The sequence below is a fragment of the Streptomyces prunicolor NBRC 13075 genome (assembly GCF_000367365.1).
Taxonomy (GTDB): domain Bacteria; phylum Actinomycetota; class Actinomycetes; order Streptomycetales; family Streptomycetaceae; genus Streptomyces; species Streptomyces prunicolor.
In genome coordinates this window covers 41,160-57,657 of the sequence record NZ_BARF01000096.1, presented here as the reverse complement: position 1 = coordinate 57,657, position 16,498 = coordinate 41,160, and the positions used below count along the sequence as shown (strand labels likewise).

At 72.7% G+C, this 16,498-nt stretch carries 13 protein-coding genes; 10 read left to right on the top strand and 3 right to left on the bottom strand.

The genetic code is table 11. From position 1 onward, the window contains the following. Position 1 precedes the first annotated feature (1 nt). The 4 genes from SPR02S_RS40665 (at position 2) to cyc2 (ending at position 5,649) form a co-directional block, all read left to right on the top strand. The gene (locus tag SPR02S_RS40665) at positions 2 to 940 is read left to right on the top strand and encodes an ABC transporter permease (protein WP_019062775.1); all 939 of its coding nucleotides are present in this window, start codon (positions 2 to 4) and stop codon (positions 938 to 940) included. Further along, entirely contained in the window at positions 937 to 2,544 is a 1,608-nt protein-coding gene (gene mdlC / locus SPR02S_RS40660; protein WP_019062774.1) for a benzoylformate decarboxylase, read from the top strand. Before SPR02S_RS40665 ends, mdlC begins: the two co-directional genes overlap by 4 nt. 9 nt (positions 2,545 to 2,553) lie before the next feature. After that, positions 2,554 to 3,318, top strand: coding sequence for an ABC transporter ATP-binding protein (locus tag SPR02S_RS40655; RefSeq protein WP_019062773.1), 765 nt, complete (start codon positions 2,554 to 2,556; stop codon positions 3,316 to 3,318). A 177-nt stretch (positions 3,319 to 3,495) separates the two neighbouring features. Continuing rightward, the gene (gene cyc2, locus SPR02S_RS40650; RefSeq protein WP_019062772.1) at positions 3,496 to 5,649 is read left to right on the top strand and encodes a germacradienol/geosmin synthase Cyc2; all 2,154 of its coding nucleotides are present in this window, start codon (positions 3,496 to 3,498) and stop codon (positions 5,647 to 5,649) included. A gap of 7 nt (positions 5,650 to 5,656) precedes the next feature. On the opposite strand, the gene SPR02S_RS40645 is transcribed toward cyc2, so the two are convergent. Continuing rightward, positions 5,657 to 7,189 carry a hypothetical protein gene (locus tag SPR02S_RS40645; protein ID WP_019062771.1) on the bottom strand — a complete coding sequence of 511 codons (1,533 nt, stop codon included), beginning with the start codon at positions 7,187 to 7,189 and terminating at the stop codon, positions 5,657 to 5,659. A gap of 180 nt (positions 7,190 to 7,369) precedes the next feature. On the opposite strand from SPR02S_RS40645, the gene SPR02S_RS40640 reads away from it, so the two are divergent. The 3 genes from SPR02S_RS40640 to SPR02S_RS40630 all read left to right on the top strand — a co-directional run bounded on the left by SPR02S_RS40640 (position 7,370) and on the right by SPR02S_RS40630 (position 10,241). Next, positions 7,370 to 7,954, top strand: coding sequence for a PDZ domain-containing protein (locus SPR02S_RS40640; protein WP_019062770.1), 585 nt, complete (start codon positions 7,370 to 7,372; stop codon positions 7,952 to 7,954). 175 nt (positions 7,955 to 8,129) lie between these two features. Next, the gene (locus SPR02S_RS40635) at positions 8,130 to 9,257 is read left to right on the top strand and encodes an aminopeptidase P family protein (protein ID WP_019062769.1); all 1,128 of its coding nucleotides are present in this window, start codon (positions 8,130 to 8,132) and stop codon (positions 9,255 to 9,257) included. Between the two features lie 45 nt (positions 9,258 to 9,302). Further along, complete coding sequence (locus tag SPR02S_RS40630; RefSeq protein ID WP_019062768.1) at positions 9,303 to 10,241, top strand: phosphotransferase family protein; 939 nt, start codon at positions 9,303 to 9,305, stop codon at positions 10,239 to 10,241. 70 nt (positions 10,242 to 10,311) lie between these two features. Here SPR02S_RS40630 and treZ read toward each other — a convergent pair whose 3' ends face one another. Next, entirely contained in the window at positions 10,312 to 12,060 is a 1,749-nt protein-coding gene (treZ, locus tag SPR02S_RS40625) for a malto-oligosyltrehalose trehalohydrolase (protein WP_026151309.1), read from the bottom strand. Positions 12,061 to 12,233: 173 nt separating this feature from the next. On the opposite strand from treZ, the gene SPR02S_RS40620 reads away from it, so the two are divergent. From SPR02S_RS40620 to SPR02S_RS40610, 3 genes are all read left to right on the top strand, one after another. Beyond that, positions 12,234 to 12,785, top strand: coding sequence for an FHA domain-containing protein (locus SPR02S_RS40620; protein WP_019062766.1), 552 nt, complete (start codon positions 12,234 to 12,236; stop codon positions 12,783 to 12,785). 185 nt (positions 12,786 to 12,970) lie between these two features. Further along, entirely contained in the window at positions 12,971 to 14,452 is a 1,482-nt protein-coding gene (locus SPR02S_RS40615; protein ID WP_026151308.1) for a M14 family zinc carboxypeptidase, read from the top strand. After that, positions 14,449 to 14,874, top strand: a complete 426-nt coding sequence (locus SPR02S_RS40610) for an SSI family serine proteinase inhibitor (RefSeq protein ID WP_019062764.1) — start codon at positions 14,449 to 14,451, stop codon at positions 14,872 to 14,874. Before SPR02S_RS40615 ends, SPR02S_RS40610 begins: the two co-directional genes overlap by 4 nt. Positions 14,875 to 14,889: 15 nt before the next feature. Here the strand turns inward: SPR02S_RS40610 and SPR02S_RS57420 are convergent, their stop codons facing one another. Then, positions 14,890 to 16,182 carry a M14 family zinc carboxypeptidase gene (locus SPR02S_RS57420; protein ID WP_052347124.1) on the bottom strand — a complete coding sequence of 431 codons (1,293 nt, stop codon included), beginning with the start codon at positions 16,180 to 16,182 and terminating at the stop codon, positions 14,890 to 14,892. Between the last annotated feature and the right edge of the window lie 316 nt (positions 16,183 to 16,498).

The following is a 16,498-nucleotide window of genomic DNA, read 5'->3' as shown; positions in this document are numbered from 1 at the left end:
CGTGAGCGGGGCACCGACCCACGAGTCGCGCCGCCCCACGGACCATGGCGCGGCGGCCCGAACCGCGCACCTGGTCGGCGAAACGGCGGCCCGCACCGCACGCCTCGCCCGCGGCGCTCTCCTGCGCCGGCTGGTCCTCGTACTCGCCCTGACCGCCTGGCAGTTGGGCGCCCGTGCGCACGGCAGTGTCTACTTCCCGCCCCCCGCCCGCATCGCACGCCACGCCTACGACCTGTGGTTCTCGGGCCCCGTCGGACACGCGTTCCTCACCCCGGCGGCCGTCGACACCATCCTGCCCAGTCTCGGGCGGATGGCCGCGGGGTTCGTGCTCGCCGCGGTCGTCGGGGTCGGCCTCGGTATCCTGGTCGGGCGCTCGCCCCGGGCCTACGCCCTGTGCGACCCGGTGCTCCAGTTCGCGCGGGCCCTGCCACCGCCCACGCTCGTGCCCGTGTTCGTCGTCGTGTTCGACTTCGGTACGCCGATGCAGCTCGCGTCGATCGTGTTCAGCGCGATCTGGCCGGTGCTGATCAACACCGCGGAGGGCGCCCGCGACACCGACCCGCTCCGCCTCGACGTGGCCGCCGTACTGCGGCTGACCGCGGTCGAACGCCTGTGGTTCCTGCTGCTGCCGTCCGCGCTGCCCCGCATCTTCGCGGGCCTGCGGCTCAGCCTCTCGCTCTGCCTCATTCTCATGGTCTTCTCCGAGCTGCTGCCGGGCACCGCCAACGGCATCGGCTTCGCGCTCACCGACGCCCAGTCGCGCTCCGACCTGCTGACCGTATGGGCGGTGCTGGTCCTGCTCGGCGCCCTGGGGTACCTGCTCAACACCGGCCTCCTGGCGATCGAGAAGCGACTCACCGGCAAGAGAAGCCACGAAAGAAGGAGCAAAGGAAGCCACAAAAGCAGCCGTACAGAAAGCCGCAAGGGAAGGTCCACATGAAGGGCACCGTCCTGGACGCCGTCGTCCAGTTCCTCCGCGACACCGGGATGACCACGGTCTTCGGAAACCCGGGCTCCACCGAACTGCGCATGTTCCGCGACTGGCCCGAGGACTTCACCTACGTCCTGGGCCTCCAGGAGTCCACCGCCGTCGCCATGGCCGCGGGCCACGCGCTCGGCACCCGCCACGCCGCGTTCGTCAGCCTGCACTCGGCCGGCGGCGTCGGCCACGCGCTCGGCGCCGTCTTCAACGCGCACCGCGACCGCGTCCCGCTGGTGATCCTGGCGGGCCAGCAGGCGCGCTCCCTGCTGCAACTGCGCCCGTTCCTCGGCGCCGACCGGCCGGCCGAATTCCCGCGCCCCTACGTCAAGTTCGCCCACCAGCCCGAACGCGCCGCCGACGTGCCCGCCGTACTCGCCGAGGCCTACCGCATCGCGATGACACCCCCGCGCGGACCGGTGTTTGTCTCCGTCCCCGAGGACGACTGGGACCAGCCCGCCGTCCCCGTCCTGCCGCGCACCGTGCACGCCGGCTTCACCGCCGACCCGCAGGCCCTGACCGCCCTCGTGGCCCGGCTGGACGCCTGCGCCCGCCCCGCCCTGGTCGTCGGCCCCGGTGTCGACGACGAGGACGCCCTCCCGGAGGTCCGCGCCCTGGCCGAACGCGTCCGCGCGGGCGTCTGGATCAGCCCCCTCTCCGGCCGCTCCGGCTTCCCCGAGTCCCACCCCCTCTTCCAGGGTTTCCTGCCACCGGTGGCGGGCCAACTGGCCGCGCGGCTACGGCCGTACGACGTCGTCGTCGCCCTCGGCGCGCCCGTGTTCACCTACCACTTCGACGACGGCGGACCGCCCCTCCACCCCGGCACCGAACTCCACCACCTGGACTGCGACCCCGCGCAAGCGGCCTGGCTGCCGACCGGCACCAGCATCGTCACCACCCTCAAGCCCGCCCTCGCCCAACTCACCGCGCTGCTCGGGCAATCGGACCGCGAACCGCCCCCGCCCCGCCCGGCACCCGCACCGCCGGAACCCGGCTCGGGCCTCACCGCCGAACTGGTCCTCGACCACCTCCGCACCCGGCTGCCCCGCGACCGCGTCCTCGTCGAGGAAGCCCCCAGCCACCGGGACGCCCTCCACGCGCGCGTGCCCGTCGACACCTCCGGCGGCTTCCTCACCACGGGCAGCGGAGCCCTCGGCTGGGGCCTGCCCCTCGCGGCCGGCCGCGCGCTCGCCGACCGGCGCCGACTGGTCTGCGTGCTCGGGGACGGTTCCGCGCTCTACTCGGTGCAGGCCCTGTGGACCGCGGCCCGACACCGGGCGCCGGTCACCTACGTCGTCCTCGACAACGGCGGCTACGCGGCCGTCCGCGCCCTGGGCCGCCGTATCGGTATCGCCCCGGTCCCCGGCACCGACATCGAGGGCGTCGACTTCGTCGCCCTGGCCCGGTCCTTCGGCTGCCCGGCGACCTACGTCGACGACCCCGCCGTACTCCCCGAAGTCCTCGACCACACCCTCCACTTGCCCGACGAGGACGGCCCGCACCTGCTGCACCTCCGGGTCGCCGCCGGCCAGGGCGCCCTCTACACCGAACCCTGGGACAGGTGACCGACCCCGATGCTCCGCCTCGACTCCCTGAGCCAGCACTACGGCGACCAGCCCGTCCTGCACGACCTCAGCCTCACCGTGCCGGACGGTCAACTCCTGTGCGTGGTGGGCCCGTCGGGCTGCGGCAAGTCCACCCTGCTGCGCACCGTCGCCGGACTGCTGCCCGCGCGCGAGGGCACGATCACGATCGACGACACACCCGTCACCGGCGTACCCGACCGCCTCGCCGTGGTCTTCCAGGACTACGGCCGCTCGCTGCTGCCCTGGCTCACCGTCCGCGACAACGTGGCGCTGCCCCTGCGCCGCCAGGGCCTGCGCCGGGCCGAGCGGCGCGCCGAGGCGGACCGCATCCTGGACCGCGTCGGCCTGACCGGCGCCGCCCGCCGCCACCCCGGGCAGCTCTCCGGCGGCATGCAGCAACGCGTGGCCATCGCCCGCGCGTTGGTCTGCCGCCCCTCCCTGCTGCTGATGGACGAACCCTTCGGCTCCCTCGACGCCCAGACCCGCGAGGACCTGGAGGACCTCCTCCTGGAGGTGCACCGCACGGACCGTACGACGATCGTCTTCGTCACCCACGACATCGACGAAAGCGTCTACGTCGGCGACCGCGTCGTCGTCCTGACGCCCGGCCCGGGCGCGAAGGTGGCCCTGGATCTACCGGTCGAACTCCCTTGCCCCCGCGACCAGATCGGCACCCGGGGACTGCCGGAGTTCGTGGCCCTGCGCACCCGGGTGGGGCGCGCGGTGCGCACGCCGGGCCGCGCCCAGGTCTAGGTCGTGTCCGCAAAGTCCCGTCGTCCGCCCGAAGGGCGGGCCCTCGTAGTCTGCGCGCGTAGAAGTGAACGTCACAAGGTGCGGGCGAAACTCATGGGTTCACTCCTGATTCACGCGATGGTGTGATCATGTCCCCTGCCCGGGATGGCCGTTGAGGACCGCGGGTAGGGCCCGGCCATGACCCAGCCGTTCGAACTCCCGCACTTCTACATGCCGTATCCCGCGCGCCTCAACCCGCATCTGGACGAGGCCCGCGCCCACTCCTCCGTGTGGGCCCGCGAGATGGGCATGCTGGAGGGCTCCGGGATCTGGGAGCAGGCCGACCTCGACGCGCACGACTACGGCCTGCTCTGCGCCTACACCCATCCCGACTGCGACGGGCCCGCGCTGTCGCTGATCACCGACTGGTACGTGTGGGTGTTCTTCTTCGACGACCACTTCCTGGAGACCTTCAAGCGCAGCCAGGACCGCGCAGGCGGCAAGGCCTACCTGGACCGGCTGCCGCTCTTCATGCCGCTGGACCTCTCAACTCCCGTACCGGAGCCGGAGAATCCGGTCGAGGCCGGGCTCGCCGACCTGTGGGCGCGCACGGTGCCGTCGATGTCCGTCGACTGGCGCCGCCGCTTCGCCGTCGCCACCGAGCATCTGCTCAACGAGTCCCTGTGGGAGCTGTCCAACATCAACGAGGGGCGGGTCGCCAACCCCGTCGAGTACATCGAGATGCGCCGCAAGGTGGGCGGCGCGCCCTGGTCGGCGGGGCTTGTCGAGTACGCGACCGCCGAAGTGCCCGCGGCCGTCGCGGAGTCGCGGCCGCTGCGGGTGCTGATGGAGACCTTCTCCGACGGCGTCCACCTGCGCAACGACCTGTTCTCCTACCAGCGGGAGGTCGAGGACGAGGGCGAGTTGAGCAACGGCGTGCTCGTCCTGGAGACCTTCTTCGGCTGCACCACCCAGGAGGCCGCCGACACCGTCAACGACGTCCTTACCTCCCGGCTCCACCAGTTTGAACACACCGCGTTCACCGAAGTGCCCGCCGTAGCCCTGGAGAAAGGTCTCACCCCGGACGAGGTCAGGGCCGTCGCCGCCTACGCCCAGGGCCTCCAGGACTGGCAGTCCGGCGGCCACGAATGGCACCTGCGCTCCAGCCGCTACATGAACGAAGGCGCCCTCGACAACTCGTCGTTGAACGGCCCGACCGGCATCGGCACCTCCGCCGCCGACATCGGCGCCCTGCTCGCCGCGGCCGGCGCCGAACGGCTGCGCGCCTACACGCACGTGCCCTTCCAGAAGGTCGGACCGTCCCAACTCCCCGACTTCTACATGCCGTTCGAGGTCGAACTGAGCCCGCACCTGGACGGTGCCCGCGTCCGCCTCGTCGACTGGACGCACTCTGTGGGCATGCTGGAGGAGGGCGTCTGGGACGAGGAGAAACTCGCCGCCGCCGACCTCCCGCTCTGCTCCGCGGGCATCGACCCGGACGCCACCGAAGCGGCCCTCGACCTCAGCTCCCGCTGGCTCGCCTGGGGGACCTACGGCGACGACTACTACCCCCTCGTCTACGGCCTCCGCGGCGACCTCGCCGCGGCCCGCGTCACCACGGCACGCCTCTCGGACTGCATGCCCGTCGAGGGACCGGCGGTCATCGTCCCGGTCAACGGCATGGAACGCGGACTCATCGACCTGTGGGCCCTCACGACCGCCGAGATGCCCCTGGACGACCGGCGCACCCTGAAGGCCGCGATCAACAAGATGACCGAGAGCTGGGTCTGGGAGCTGGTCAACCAGATCCAGCACCGCATCCCCGATCCGATCGACTACCTGGAGATGCGCCGCGCCACCTTCGGCTCCGACCTCACCCTCAGCCTGTGCCGCATGGGCCACGGCCCGAAGGTCCCGCCCGAGGTCTACCGCACCGGACCCGTGCGCTCCCTGGAGAACGCGGCCATCGACTACGCCATGCTCCTCAACGACGTCTTCTCCTACCAGAAGGAGATCGAGTACGAGGGCGAGGTCCACAACGCGATCCTCGTCGTGCAGAACTTCTTCGGCATCGACTACCCGACCGCACTCGGCGTCGTCCACGACCTGATGACCCAGCGCATGCGCCAGTTCGAGCACGTCGCCGCGAACGAACTGCCCATCGTCTACGACGACTTCGGCCTCTCGGACGAGGCACGCGAGATCATGAAGGGCTATGTGACCGACCTCCAGCACTGGATGGCGGGCATCCTGAACTGGCACCGCGCGGTCGACCGCTACAAGTCCGCGTACCTGGCGAGGCGTTCACACGGCTTCGTACCGGACCGGGTGCCGGCGCTGCCGTTCGGCTGACAGCCCCTCAGCCGAGATCCCTGGGGTCCTGGACCCGCTCCGCCACGTCCTCGGCGAGCTCTCGTACGGCCGTCGCGGCGGCCCCCGAGAGCTCGCCGCGTATCTCGTCGGCGGCGACCAGGGCGGTGCGGGCCTCCTCGGGGAGGTCCGCGTCGGCCAGGTCGCGCGCCCGGGCGTAGTGCTCCTCGGCGATGAACCGGCCGAGGTTCGTGCCCTCCCAGTGCCGGAGGGAGTCGTCGCCGGGGGCGGACAGGATCTCCCGCAGAACCGCCAACGTCCGTCCTGCCTGCGCGAGTTGGCTGGTCTCGCGCTCCAGGCGGGCCTGTGTCCGCCGGGCCGAGACGCGGTCCCATGCCGTGTCCTGGAGGGCGGCGTAGAGGCGCTGGGCGCGCAACGCCTGGGGGAGATCGCCCAGTTGCTCGAAGTCGCGGGCGAGCGAGGACAGGGGAGACGCGTCCAGCGTCTTCGGCATGCCCGGTCGCCGCAGCACGCCCTGGTCCATGGTGATCTCGTCGAGCCTGCGGATCAGGGTGGCCCGGGCCAGCTCGGTCAGCCCCTGGTCGGCGGCCAGGTCGGTCCACGTGTCCGACGGCTCGTCGGTCGGGTCCGTACGGAAGAAGACCTCGTCCAGACCGAGCGCCCACTCCCGCAGCACCGCCCCGTCCGCGTCGGGTCCCGGCATCTCGCTCAGCCCGCACGCGGTGTCGAAGTCCGTCTCCCGCACCCCGTGCAGCAGCGGCAGATCCTCGGTGTGGCCGTGCAGCCCCACCAGCACGGCGGCGAGCCGCAGTTCGTCCGTCATCGACGACTCTGCTTCGTACCGCAGCAGATACCGCAGCAGCTCCAGATCGCCGTCCGCGCGGTCGAACTGCGCGGCCCGCAGGGCGAGTCGGCGCCGTACGGGGTCCTCGGCCGTCGCGTCCCACACCGTGCGGTCGCCCGTCCGCAGCGCCGCGAGATCCGCCCGCCCCCGGGCGAGCACCGGCTCCCACAGAGGGGGACGGGGATGACGGTCCAGGAGGTCGTAGGCGCAGCCCTCCTCGGCGTTGAGGAGCAGGAAGTCGGGCTCGGTGCGCAGCAGGGCGGTGTGCAGCATGGCGATCAGCTCGACCGGGGAACGCTCGGGCAGGCCCAGGGCGGTGCGGAGTTCGGGCCTCGCCTCGTCGATGCCGTAGTCCTCGCGGAACTCCTCCTCCGTCTCCGCGACCCGGGCCAGGATCTTCTCCGGGCCGTCGGCCGGGGAGAGGTCCAGATGGTCGCGCCAGCCCGGCAGACCGATCACGATCTCCAGCGCCTTGTCGACCGTCGAGCCGATGATCCCGGCCGAGCCCTCGGAGTCGGCGTACAGCACGGACCCGTCCGCGCACACGAAGTACGTACCGCCCGTGCCGTCGCCCGCGACCGGACGCAGCGGGCCGCCCGAGGCCAGCCGGACCGGCTCGACGTGGTCGGCCCGGTCCAGGTCGAAGTCGAAGGGGAACACGGCCAGTTCGGCCAGGTGCGGGTGCTGCCGGAGCAGCCGCAGAGCGTGATCGGTCATGTCACTGAACGTAACAGCCGCCACTGACAACGGGTCCGGCCCACCGCACACACCCGGCAAGCACAGGCCCTCGCCGCCGTGACGCGTCCCGCTTCCCTCTCCTGACCCTCGGTCAGTCTCACTCGTTCGTGGCACGTCGGGCGCCGGTGCGCCGGGTAGAGCATCTGCCGGAGGCGATCCATGGAACAGACTGCGTTGCGTCCCAAGCCGATGCCCGGTCAGGAACCCGGCGGCGGCACCAAGCCCGGCACCGGCCGGCGCCCGCATGCCGCGCGGCGCCGCGGCCGACGGCTCATGACCCTGTTGTTCGGCCTGTTCGTCGGGACCGTCCTGGTCCTGTCGGGGGTCGGGCTGGGCACGGTCGGCGCCACGGTGATCGGCATGAGCAAGCTCGCCGAGATGCAGCGCCAGGCGGCCGGGCAACCGGCGCCGACGGCCCGTCCCACCGATCGGCCCGCGTCCTCCGCGAGCCCGACGCCGACGCCCTCGCCCACGTCCGCCGCCGCGACGCTCGGCGTGGAGGCCGTGGACGCCGAGAAGGCGGGCGCCCTGATCGTCGGTGTCCACATGCCCGGGCCCGGTTACACGGCCGGTCTGATCCGCGGTGACGTCCTGCTCACGTTCGGCGGCGCCCGGGTCGACTCGGCGGCCGACCTCGCGCGCGCGGTCACGCGTGCCCACCCCGGGGACGAGGTCACCGTCACGGTGCGCCACCACAGCGGCGGCTTCCAGCAGTTCACCCTGGTCCCCGGGTACGTCGTCTGACCCGGCGTCGCGCGTCCCTCCGGAGGCGGCCCGCGATGTGACGCCGATCGTCGGCCGGGACGGCCCCGGACGTGACGCCGGGACCGGGGGAGTCCCGCCGATCGGCTCGCGTGGCCCTCCGGGTGCGGGCAGGATGCTGACGACAGCCCCGTTTCGTCCGTCCTCGGAGGCCTGAATGACCGGTAGCCCGCCCGTGCCCTTCACCGCCGCCGACTACAGGGCCCGCATGGACCGTGCCGCGCGGGCCGCCGCCGACGCCGGTCTCGCGGGGCTCCTGGTCGCTCCGGGACCGGACCTGGTGTGGCTCACCGGCTACGCGCCCACCGCCGTCACCGAACGGCTCACCGTCCTCGTCCTGGCCCCCGGCCGCTCCCCGGTCCTCGTCGTGCCCACCCTGGAGGCCCCCGACGCGGCCAAGGCACCCGGCGCCGACGCCCTCACCCTGCGCGACTGGACCGACGGCAAGGACCCCTACGCCGCCACCGCAGCCCTCCTCGACGCGACCGGCCGCTTCGGCATCAGCGACAACGCCTGGTCCATGCACCTGCTGGGTTTGCAGAAGACGCTGCCCGACACCGCCTACGCCTCCCTCACCGACGCACTGCCGATGCTGCGCGCGGTGAAGGACGCGGCGGAACTGGACCTCATGGCGGCCGCAGGAGCGGCCGCCGACGCAACGTACGAGGAGATCCGGAAGGTTCCCTTCGCCGGCCGCCGCGAGTCCGACGTCGGCGCCGATCTCGCCGATCTGCTACGGCAGTTCGGGCACTCCCAGGTCGACTTCACGATCGTCGCCTCGGGCCCCAACGGAGCCAACCCGCACCACGAGGTCGGCGACCGCGTCATCCAGCGGGGCGACATGATCGTCCTCGACTTCGGCGGCCTCAAGGACGGCTACGGCTCCGACACCTCGCGCACGGTCCACGTCGGCGAACCCAGCGAGGAGGAACAGCGCGTCCACGACCTCGTCCGCGAGGCCCAGGAGGCCGGCTTCCGCGCGGTGCGCCCCGGCGTCGCCTGCCAGGAGGTCGACCGCGCCGCCCGCGCGGTCATCGACGACGCCGGATACGGCCCCTACTTCATCCACCGCACCGGTCACGGCATCGGCGTCACCACGCACGAACCGCCGTACATGATCGAGGGCGAGGAACAGCCCCTCGTGCCCGGGATGTGCTTCTCCGTGGAGCCCGGCATCTATCTGCCCGGTCGCTTCGGTGTACGCATCGAGGACATCGTCACGGTCACCCAGGACGGCGGGCGCCGGCTCAACAACACGGCCCGCGAGATGGCTCTCGTGGACTGACGGCGACCAGGAGCCCCCGACACCCCGAACGGCGACGGCGCGACCATGACCCAGGCACCGACACCCACCGCGGACACCGTCCGCCGACTGGTCCGTTCCCTGCTCAAGGACGGTACGGCCGACGGTGCAGGACCCGAGATCCGGCCCGTCGCCGAGGGCGGCGAGCACGCCACCTGGTGGGTCGGCTCCCGCCATGTGCTCCGCCTCGCCCCGAACCGCGCGGCCACCGTGCGCCAACGCCGCGAACTGCGCCTGCGCGACCTCGTACGGCCGTATCTCCCCGTCGCGGTTCCCACCAGGGTGGCGCACGGCGAGTGGGCGCCCGGGCTCACCTACACGCTCGACACCAAGGTCCCCGGCCGCTCCGGCGAGGACCAGGACGTCTCCGCCGTCGGCGAGGCCGACCTGGCCGGGCTGCTCACCGGGCTGCGCGAGGTGCCCGTCCGGCAGGCCGAGGCGCTCGGGATCCCGCGCACCGCACCGCGCTCCCTGGAGGCCCTGCGCCGCGCCGCCGAGCAGGCCGCCGAACGCCTCGCCGCAGCCGACGAGTTCGACGCCGCACGCCTCCACCAGCTCACCCAGCCCGGCGCGATCCAGCTCGCCGCCCAGCCCGGCACCGCGGTCCTCGTCCACCACGACCTCAACGGCGAGCACCTCGTGGTGAGCAGCGACGGCCGGGTGCGTGGCGTCCTGGGCTGGACCGACGCGACCCTCGGCGACCCCGCCGAGGACATCGCCGGGCTCGCCCTGGCCGTCGGTTCCCCCGCCGCCGTACGCGCCGCGACCCTCGCCGGCTACGGCGCCCGCCCCTGCCTGCGCGGCCTCTGGCTCGCCCGCTGCGACACCGTCGTCCGCCTCGCCGACCACCTCAAGGGCCGCGACGCCGAGCCCGTCCTACTCCTCAGGACCCAGCTACGGCGCACCTGGGAGGCGATCCTGCTGGAACGGGTGACGGAACTGCGGGACGGGGAGGGGGAGTTGTAGCACGTAAACGCTCGCGCAATCGTTTACGCAAGCGTTTACGTCGGCCGTCCGCAAACGCTCGCGCAAGCGTTTACGCCTGCGCCAGCACCACGCACGACTCCCCGGGCAGCCGCAGCAGCCCGTCCGCCCCCGGCGCCTCCACCGGCTCCCACGCGGCCAGGATCTCCGCCGGGCGGGTGCCCAGGGGGATCGCGGCCGGTTCCTTGCCGAGGTTCACGGCGACGCGTACGTCTCCGCGTCGGAGGGCGAGCCAGCGGGCGTCCTCGTCGTAGGCCACCTTCGTGTCGGTGAGGTCGGGATCGGTGAGGTCGGGCTGTTCGTGGCGGAGGGCGATGAGTCGGCGGTACCAGGCCAGCACGCGCGCGTGGGGCTCGTTCCGCGGCTCGGACCAGTCGAGGCAGGAGCGGTCGCGGGTCGCCGGGTCCTGCGGGTCGGGTACGTCCTCCTCGGCCCAGCCGTGCGCCGCGAACTCCCGCCGCCTGCCCCGCCGTACGGCATCCGCCAGGTCCGGGTCGGTGTGGTCGGTGAAGAACTGCCAGGGTGTGCCCGCCGCCCACTCCTCGCCCATGAACAGCATCGGCGTGAAGGGCCCGGTCAGGGTCAGCGCGGCGGCGCAGGCCAGCAGCCCGGGGGAGAGGGTCGCCGAAAGGCGGTCCCCCTGGGCGCGGTTGCCGATCTGGTCGTGGGTCTGGCTGTAGCCGAGCAGCCGGTGCGCGGCCACGCGCGTGCGGTCCAGGCGGCGGCCGTGATGACGGTCCCGGAAGCTCGAATAGGTGCCGTCGTGGAAGTAGCCGTCGGTGAGCGTCTTGGCGATCGCCCCGAGCGGTGCCCGCGCGAAGTCCGCGTAGTAGCCCTGCGATTCACCGGTCAGCGCGGTGTGCAGGGCGTGGTGGAAGTCGTCGTTCCACTGCGCGTGCAGCCCGAGTCCGCCCTCCGCGCGGGAGGTCACCACACGCGGGTCGTTCAGATCGGACTCGGCGACCAGGAACAGCGGCCGGCCCGTCTCGGCGCCCAACGCGTCGACGGCGGCGGACAGTTCCTCCAGGAAGTGGCACGCGCGCGTGTCCTGCAGCGCGTGCACCGCGTCAAGCCGCAGCCCGTCGATCCGGTACTCGCGCAGCCACGCCAGCGCGCTGCCCAGCAGGAACGCGCGCACCTCGTCCGAGCCGGGCGCGTCCAGGTTGACGGCGCTGCCCCAGGGGGTCTGATGCGTGTCCGTGAAGTAGGGGCCGAACGCGGGCAGGTAATTCCCGGACGGGCCGAGGTGGTTGTGCACCACGTCGAGAACGACGCCCAGGCCCAGTTCGTGGGCGCGGTCCACGAACCGCTTGAGTCCCTCGGGGCCGCCGTAGGGCTCGTGCACGGCCCACAGGGAGACGCCCTCGTAGCCCCAGCCGTGCCGGCCGGGGAACGGGCACAGGGGCATCAACTCGACGTGCGTGACGCCCAGTTCGACGAGATGGCCGAGCCGGTCGGCCGCCGCGTCCAGGGTGCCCTCGGGCGTGTACGTGCCGATGTGCAGCTCGTAGAGCACCGCGCCCGGGAGCGGGCGCCCCGGCCACCCGGCGGCACGCCACGCGTAGCGCTCGTGGTCGACGACCGCGCTCAGCCCGTCCGGGCCGTCCGGCTGCCGGCGCGAGCGCGGGTCGGGCAGCGGCGGGCCGTCGTCCACCGAGAACCCGTACCGCGTGCCGTCCTCCGCTTCCGCCTCGCCGCTCCACCACCCCACGCGCTCGGGATCGCGCTCCAACGCGCGCGTGGCGCCCTCGCAATGGAGCGTCACACGGTCTGCCTCTGGTGCCCACACCTCGAACTGCACGGACGGTTCCCCTTCGTCTGCTCACCGGGATGTAGCCCGTCCATCGTGCTTCAAACGAGATCAATCCGCTTTTGAATCGACCCCTTTGGCGCAGGTGTCGTCATCTTCACGCGCGTGCGTGCCGTTTCCGCGTCTTCTGGACACCCGGGGTTCACTGCCCGACAATCACGAGCGTGACGTCGTCCTTCGAGTTCCACACGTACCCCGCGCGGATCTCCGACGCGGAGCGCGACAAGGCGCTCAAGGTTCTCCATGACGGCGTCGCCATGGGGCGGTTGTCCCACGACACCTTCATCCGGCGCATGGAGCTGGCGCTCGCCGCCCGCCGGTCCGAGGACCTCGTGCCGCTCACCGCCGACCTGCCCACCGAAAGCCGCCTCTCCAGGCTGCTGTTCGGCACCGTGGAGTCCGTCTCCGGCTTCACCGTGCGACTCCGGAGGGCGTGGCAGGCCGAGCGGCTCCCCAAGCTGCTGCTGCCCCACCCGGGCAACGGACATCCGCTGCGCATCGGCCGCGACCCCGCCAACGGGCTGCGCCTGACCCACGAGACGGTGTCCCGGGTGCACGCCGAACTCAGCCGCCAGGGCGGCATGTGGGTGCTGCGCGACCTCGGTTCGACCAACGGCACGACGGTCAACGGCCGGCGCGTGATCGGGGCGGCCGTCGTCCGCGAGGGCGACCAGATCGGCTTCGGCCGGATGGCGTTCCGGCTCGCCGTCACCTGACCCCGAACACGGTCCGACCCACCGCCCGAACACAGCCCCACCTCACCTCTGGCCTGGGCATTACCTGATGTGGCGACCGCGGGCGTGCGTCAAATCCCTTTCCGTACGGCGGTGTTGACGTACCCCGCACGCCGTGACTGACTGTGCGTACACCATGCACATCAGGTGAACCGACGGCACCACATTTGTGGAGGTGCGCCCTGCCGCCACTCCTCCGCTATCCGTCCGTGGACGAGCTGGCCGCCCAGGCCGCCGCACTCGTCGCCCGCCGCCCCCAGGACGCCCGACTGCGCCGCGTCGGGACCTCCCGCGCCGGTACGCCCCTGTGGCTGCTCTCCGTGGGCCACGGCAGCCGTCAGGCCCTCGTGGTCGCCGGACCGCACGCCAACGAGCCCGTGGGCGGCGCGACGGTGCTGCGGCTGGCCGAACGGGTCCTGGCCGACCCCCGGTTGAGCGAGGGCGCCGACGCCACCTGGAACCTGCTGCTGTGCCTGGACCCCGACGGCTCGCGCCGCAACGAGGGCTGGCTGCCCGGCCCGTACAGCCTCGGCCGGTACTTCCGGAACTTCTTCCGGCCCGGCTTCCTGGAACAGCCCGAGTGGCTGCCGGACGGCGCGGCAGGCGCCCGACTCCCGGAGACGCGCGCCCTGTTGGAGGTCCAGGACGAACTGACACCGTTCCTCCAGTGCTCCCTGCACGGCGTCGACGTGGGCGGCGGCTTCGTGGAACTGACCCGCGACCTCCCGGGCCTCGCCCGCCGCGTCGCCCACACCGCGGCCCGCCTCCGCATCCCGCGCGAACTCGGGCCCTACGACACCCTGTACTGGCCGAGACTCGGCCCCGCCGTCTACCGCATCCCGCCACCGCGCCCCGGCGACCTCGCCGCGGCCATCACCGAGGCCGCCGTCGAGTCGACCTGGTACCACCCGCACCGCCACGGCACGGTCACCGCGGTCGTCGAGGCGCCGATGTGGGGCGTGACCGGCGTCGAGAACGGCGCGCCGCCCGCCGACGCCGACGCGTTCCTGCGCACCGTGAGCCACACCCTGCGGCACGACAGCCGCATCCTGGAACAACTCCTCGCGCGGATACGGCCGTTCGTGCAAGGCGCCACGGAGGAGGGGACGGGCGTCGGGCTGCGGGACGCCTGGCCGCGGCCCGCCGCCGACCCGGTCGGCGCGCCCGCGCGGGACACCGCCGACCCGCGCCCGCGGACCCTCGTCGTGCCCGACGCGGCACGGCTGCTCGCCCCGGTCGACGACTATTTACTGGTGATTCCCGGGCTCGCCGACGCGTGGGATCCCGATGTCGACACCGGCGCCGCCCGCCCGCTGCCACCGCTCAACACCGCCCACCTGGCCGCCCTGCGGATCGCGGGGCGGCGGTTGGCGCTGCGGACGGCTGGGCTGCTGTACCAGCTCGTGATCGCCTCCGGGCACGATCAGGCCGGTGTGCTGTCGGAGTTGGACCGGCTGATCGACGAGTGGTGCGCCGACTACCGCGACGGTTGCGGGGCGCGCTGGATCTCGGTCGCGCGCCAGGTCGAGTACCAGTCGCGCGTGGTGCTCAGCGCGTTCGAACTGGCCCGGCGGCACGCGCCCGTGCGCTCCCGTTCGGGTGAGCCGGGCTGGGGTACGGAGCCCGCGGTGCCGATGCACCGGGAATGACCTACACGTCGAAAGCGACCGTTCTCCGTAGTGCCCTGCTTGCAGCGACACTCGTGCTCCTCGCCGCCGGTCAGGCACCGGCCCAGGCGGCCGCGCCCCGACCAGCCCTCCAGGGTGACTGGCTCTACCTCACCGTCACCCGGGGCGACAGCCGGTCCAGTGACACGCGCGGGACCCTGCTCCTGTGCGACCCGCCCCAGGGGCACGCCCACGCGGCCGAGGCCTGTGCCGAACTGGGCGCGGCGGGCGGTGACATCGACGCCGTCCCGCCCACGAGCGTGTTCTGCCCGATGATCTACGCCCCGGTGACCGCCCACGCGCGCGGGGAGTGGAAGGGCCGCCAGGTCGACTACACGAGGACCTTCTCGAACGGGTGCGTCCTGGCGGCCCGGACAGGACACGTGTTCGCGCTCGACACCTGAGGGACGCGGGCTCGGTCAGGCCGAACGCTGGGCACGCGCGTGGGGGACGTCTCCGATTCCGCCCGCCTGTCCGCGCGCGTACAGCGCCGCCGCCACGACCGTGCGGGACTGATGCTCGACCTGGTGCTCCAGGGGCACCCAGCGGGCCCGGAAACGTTCCGCGAAGGCGTCGCTCCAGGAGGCCACGAGGTGTTCGAGCATGGGTGCCGCGCGGTCGTCGTTCTCCCGCAGGACCCGCAGCAGCATCGCCGCGGCCCGTAACGGCAGCCGGCGCCCGAACGCGTCCACGCTGCCGACGTACGCCATCGTCGTGTCGGCGGGCGGCGTGTGCATCCAGTCCGCTGCCAGGCCGGGCACCAGCTCCAGGGCCCACTTCGCGGCCCGCAGCAGCGGCCCGTCGACGCCCTGGAGGCGCGGCAGCGCGTCGGCGAGCACCCACTCCACCTCCCGGGTGTCCCGCAGCAGGCGGCGCGCCAGCCGCCGTATCGCCGCCGCCGGGGCGGGATGCGGTGCCGGGTCGTCCACCAGGTCGCTGGCCCACATCGGCACTTCCACGACCGCGGTCAGGCCGCCGTAGCGGTGCGCGTGGTACCAGGTGCTGTGCCGGGCGTCGTCCGGCATGCTCGGGTACGCCAGGTCCGAACCGGGCGCCGGCATCACATGCACCCCGGGCCCCGAAGCGGGCCAGCCCGCCGCGTCCGAGGAGCCCGTCTCCACCGGGATGCGCAGCTCCGCCGCCGACTTGGCGAACGGCTCGGCCAGCCCCGGTACGTCCTTCGTCAACTGCACCCAGCTGCCGCCCAGATCGGTCCCGTGCAGGGTCACCTGGAGGTAGGGCCGCACCTCGTCGATCACCCGGATCAGGGCACGCGTCTCGGGCGGCAACCGGTCGGGCGGCAGCACGGAGGGCGACCACTCCGGCTGCTCGGGCCCGGCCGGACGGTAGAACCCCAAGTGGTAGTCGAGCAGACTGCGCGGCGCCGGCGTGACATGCAGACTCGCCCCGTCCGGGTCCGCGCAGAGCAGGAAGTGCCAGGACGTGTCCGACCTCAACTCCCCGTCCCGTACGACCCGTTCGGCCAGCGCGAGGAGTGTGGAGCCGCCGGTCGGCTCGTTGGCATGGGCACCGGCGACCACCAGGACGGCGCGCTGGGCGTGCCCCACGGACAGCAGCTGAATCGGCCTGCCCGCGCGGGAGGCGCCCACCTGCCTCAGGGTGCACAGACCCGGCCGATGCGCGGCCAACGCCCTGACGGACGAGACCAGTTCGGTCACACTGGGGTATCGCAACTCCGGCAGGAGACTCACCCCCGACTAGTCAGCTCCGGCTTCGCAACCGCAGTACTTCACGGGCTCTGAGAAGTGTCAAGAAGACCGCGGGGGAGGCTACCGGGGGCGCCCAGGCGCATTTACCGGCAGCCGGTAGGGGCGTTGGTGCCAGCAGGGGGCCGGGGTTCTCCAAGGGGTGCCGCGGGCGTCGGCGCTCACTCCCGGTGACGTCCCCATCGGGCACACGCGCGTACCCCCGCATCGAGAACACCGACATCGCGGCACGCCACCGCACGCCTACCGCCCGGCCCGCGCCCCGGGTCCGCACGCGGGTGCGAGCCGGTGGCCGAGACGG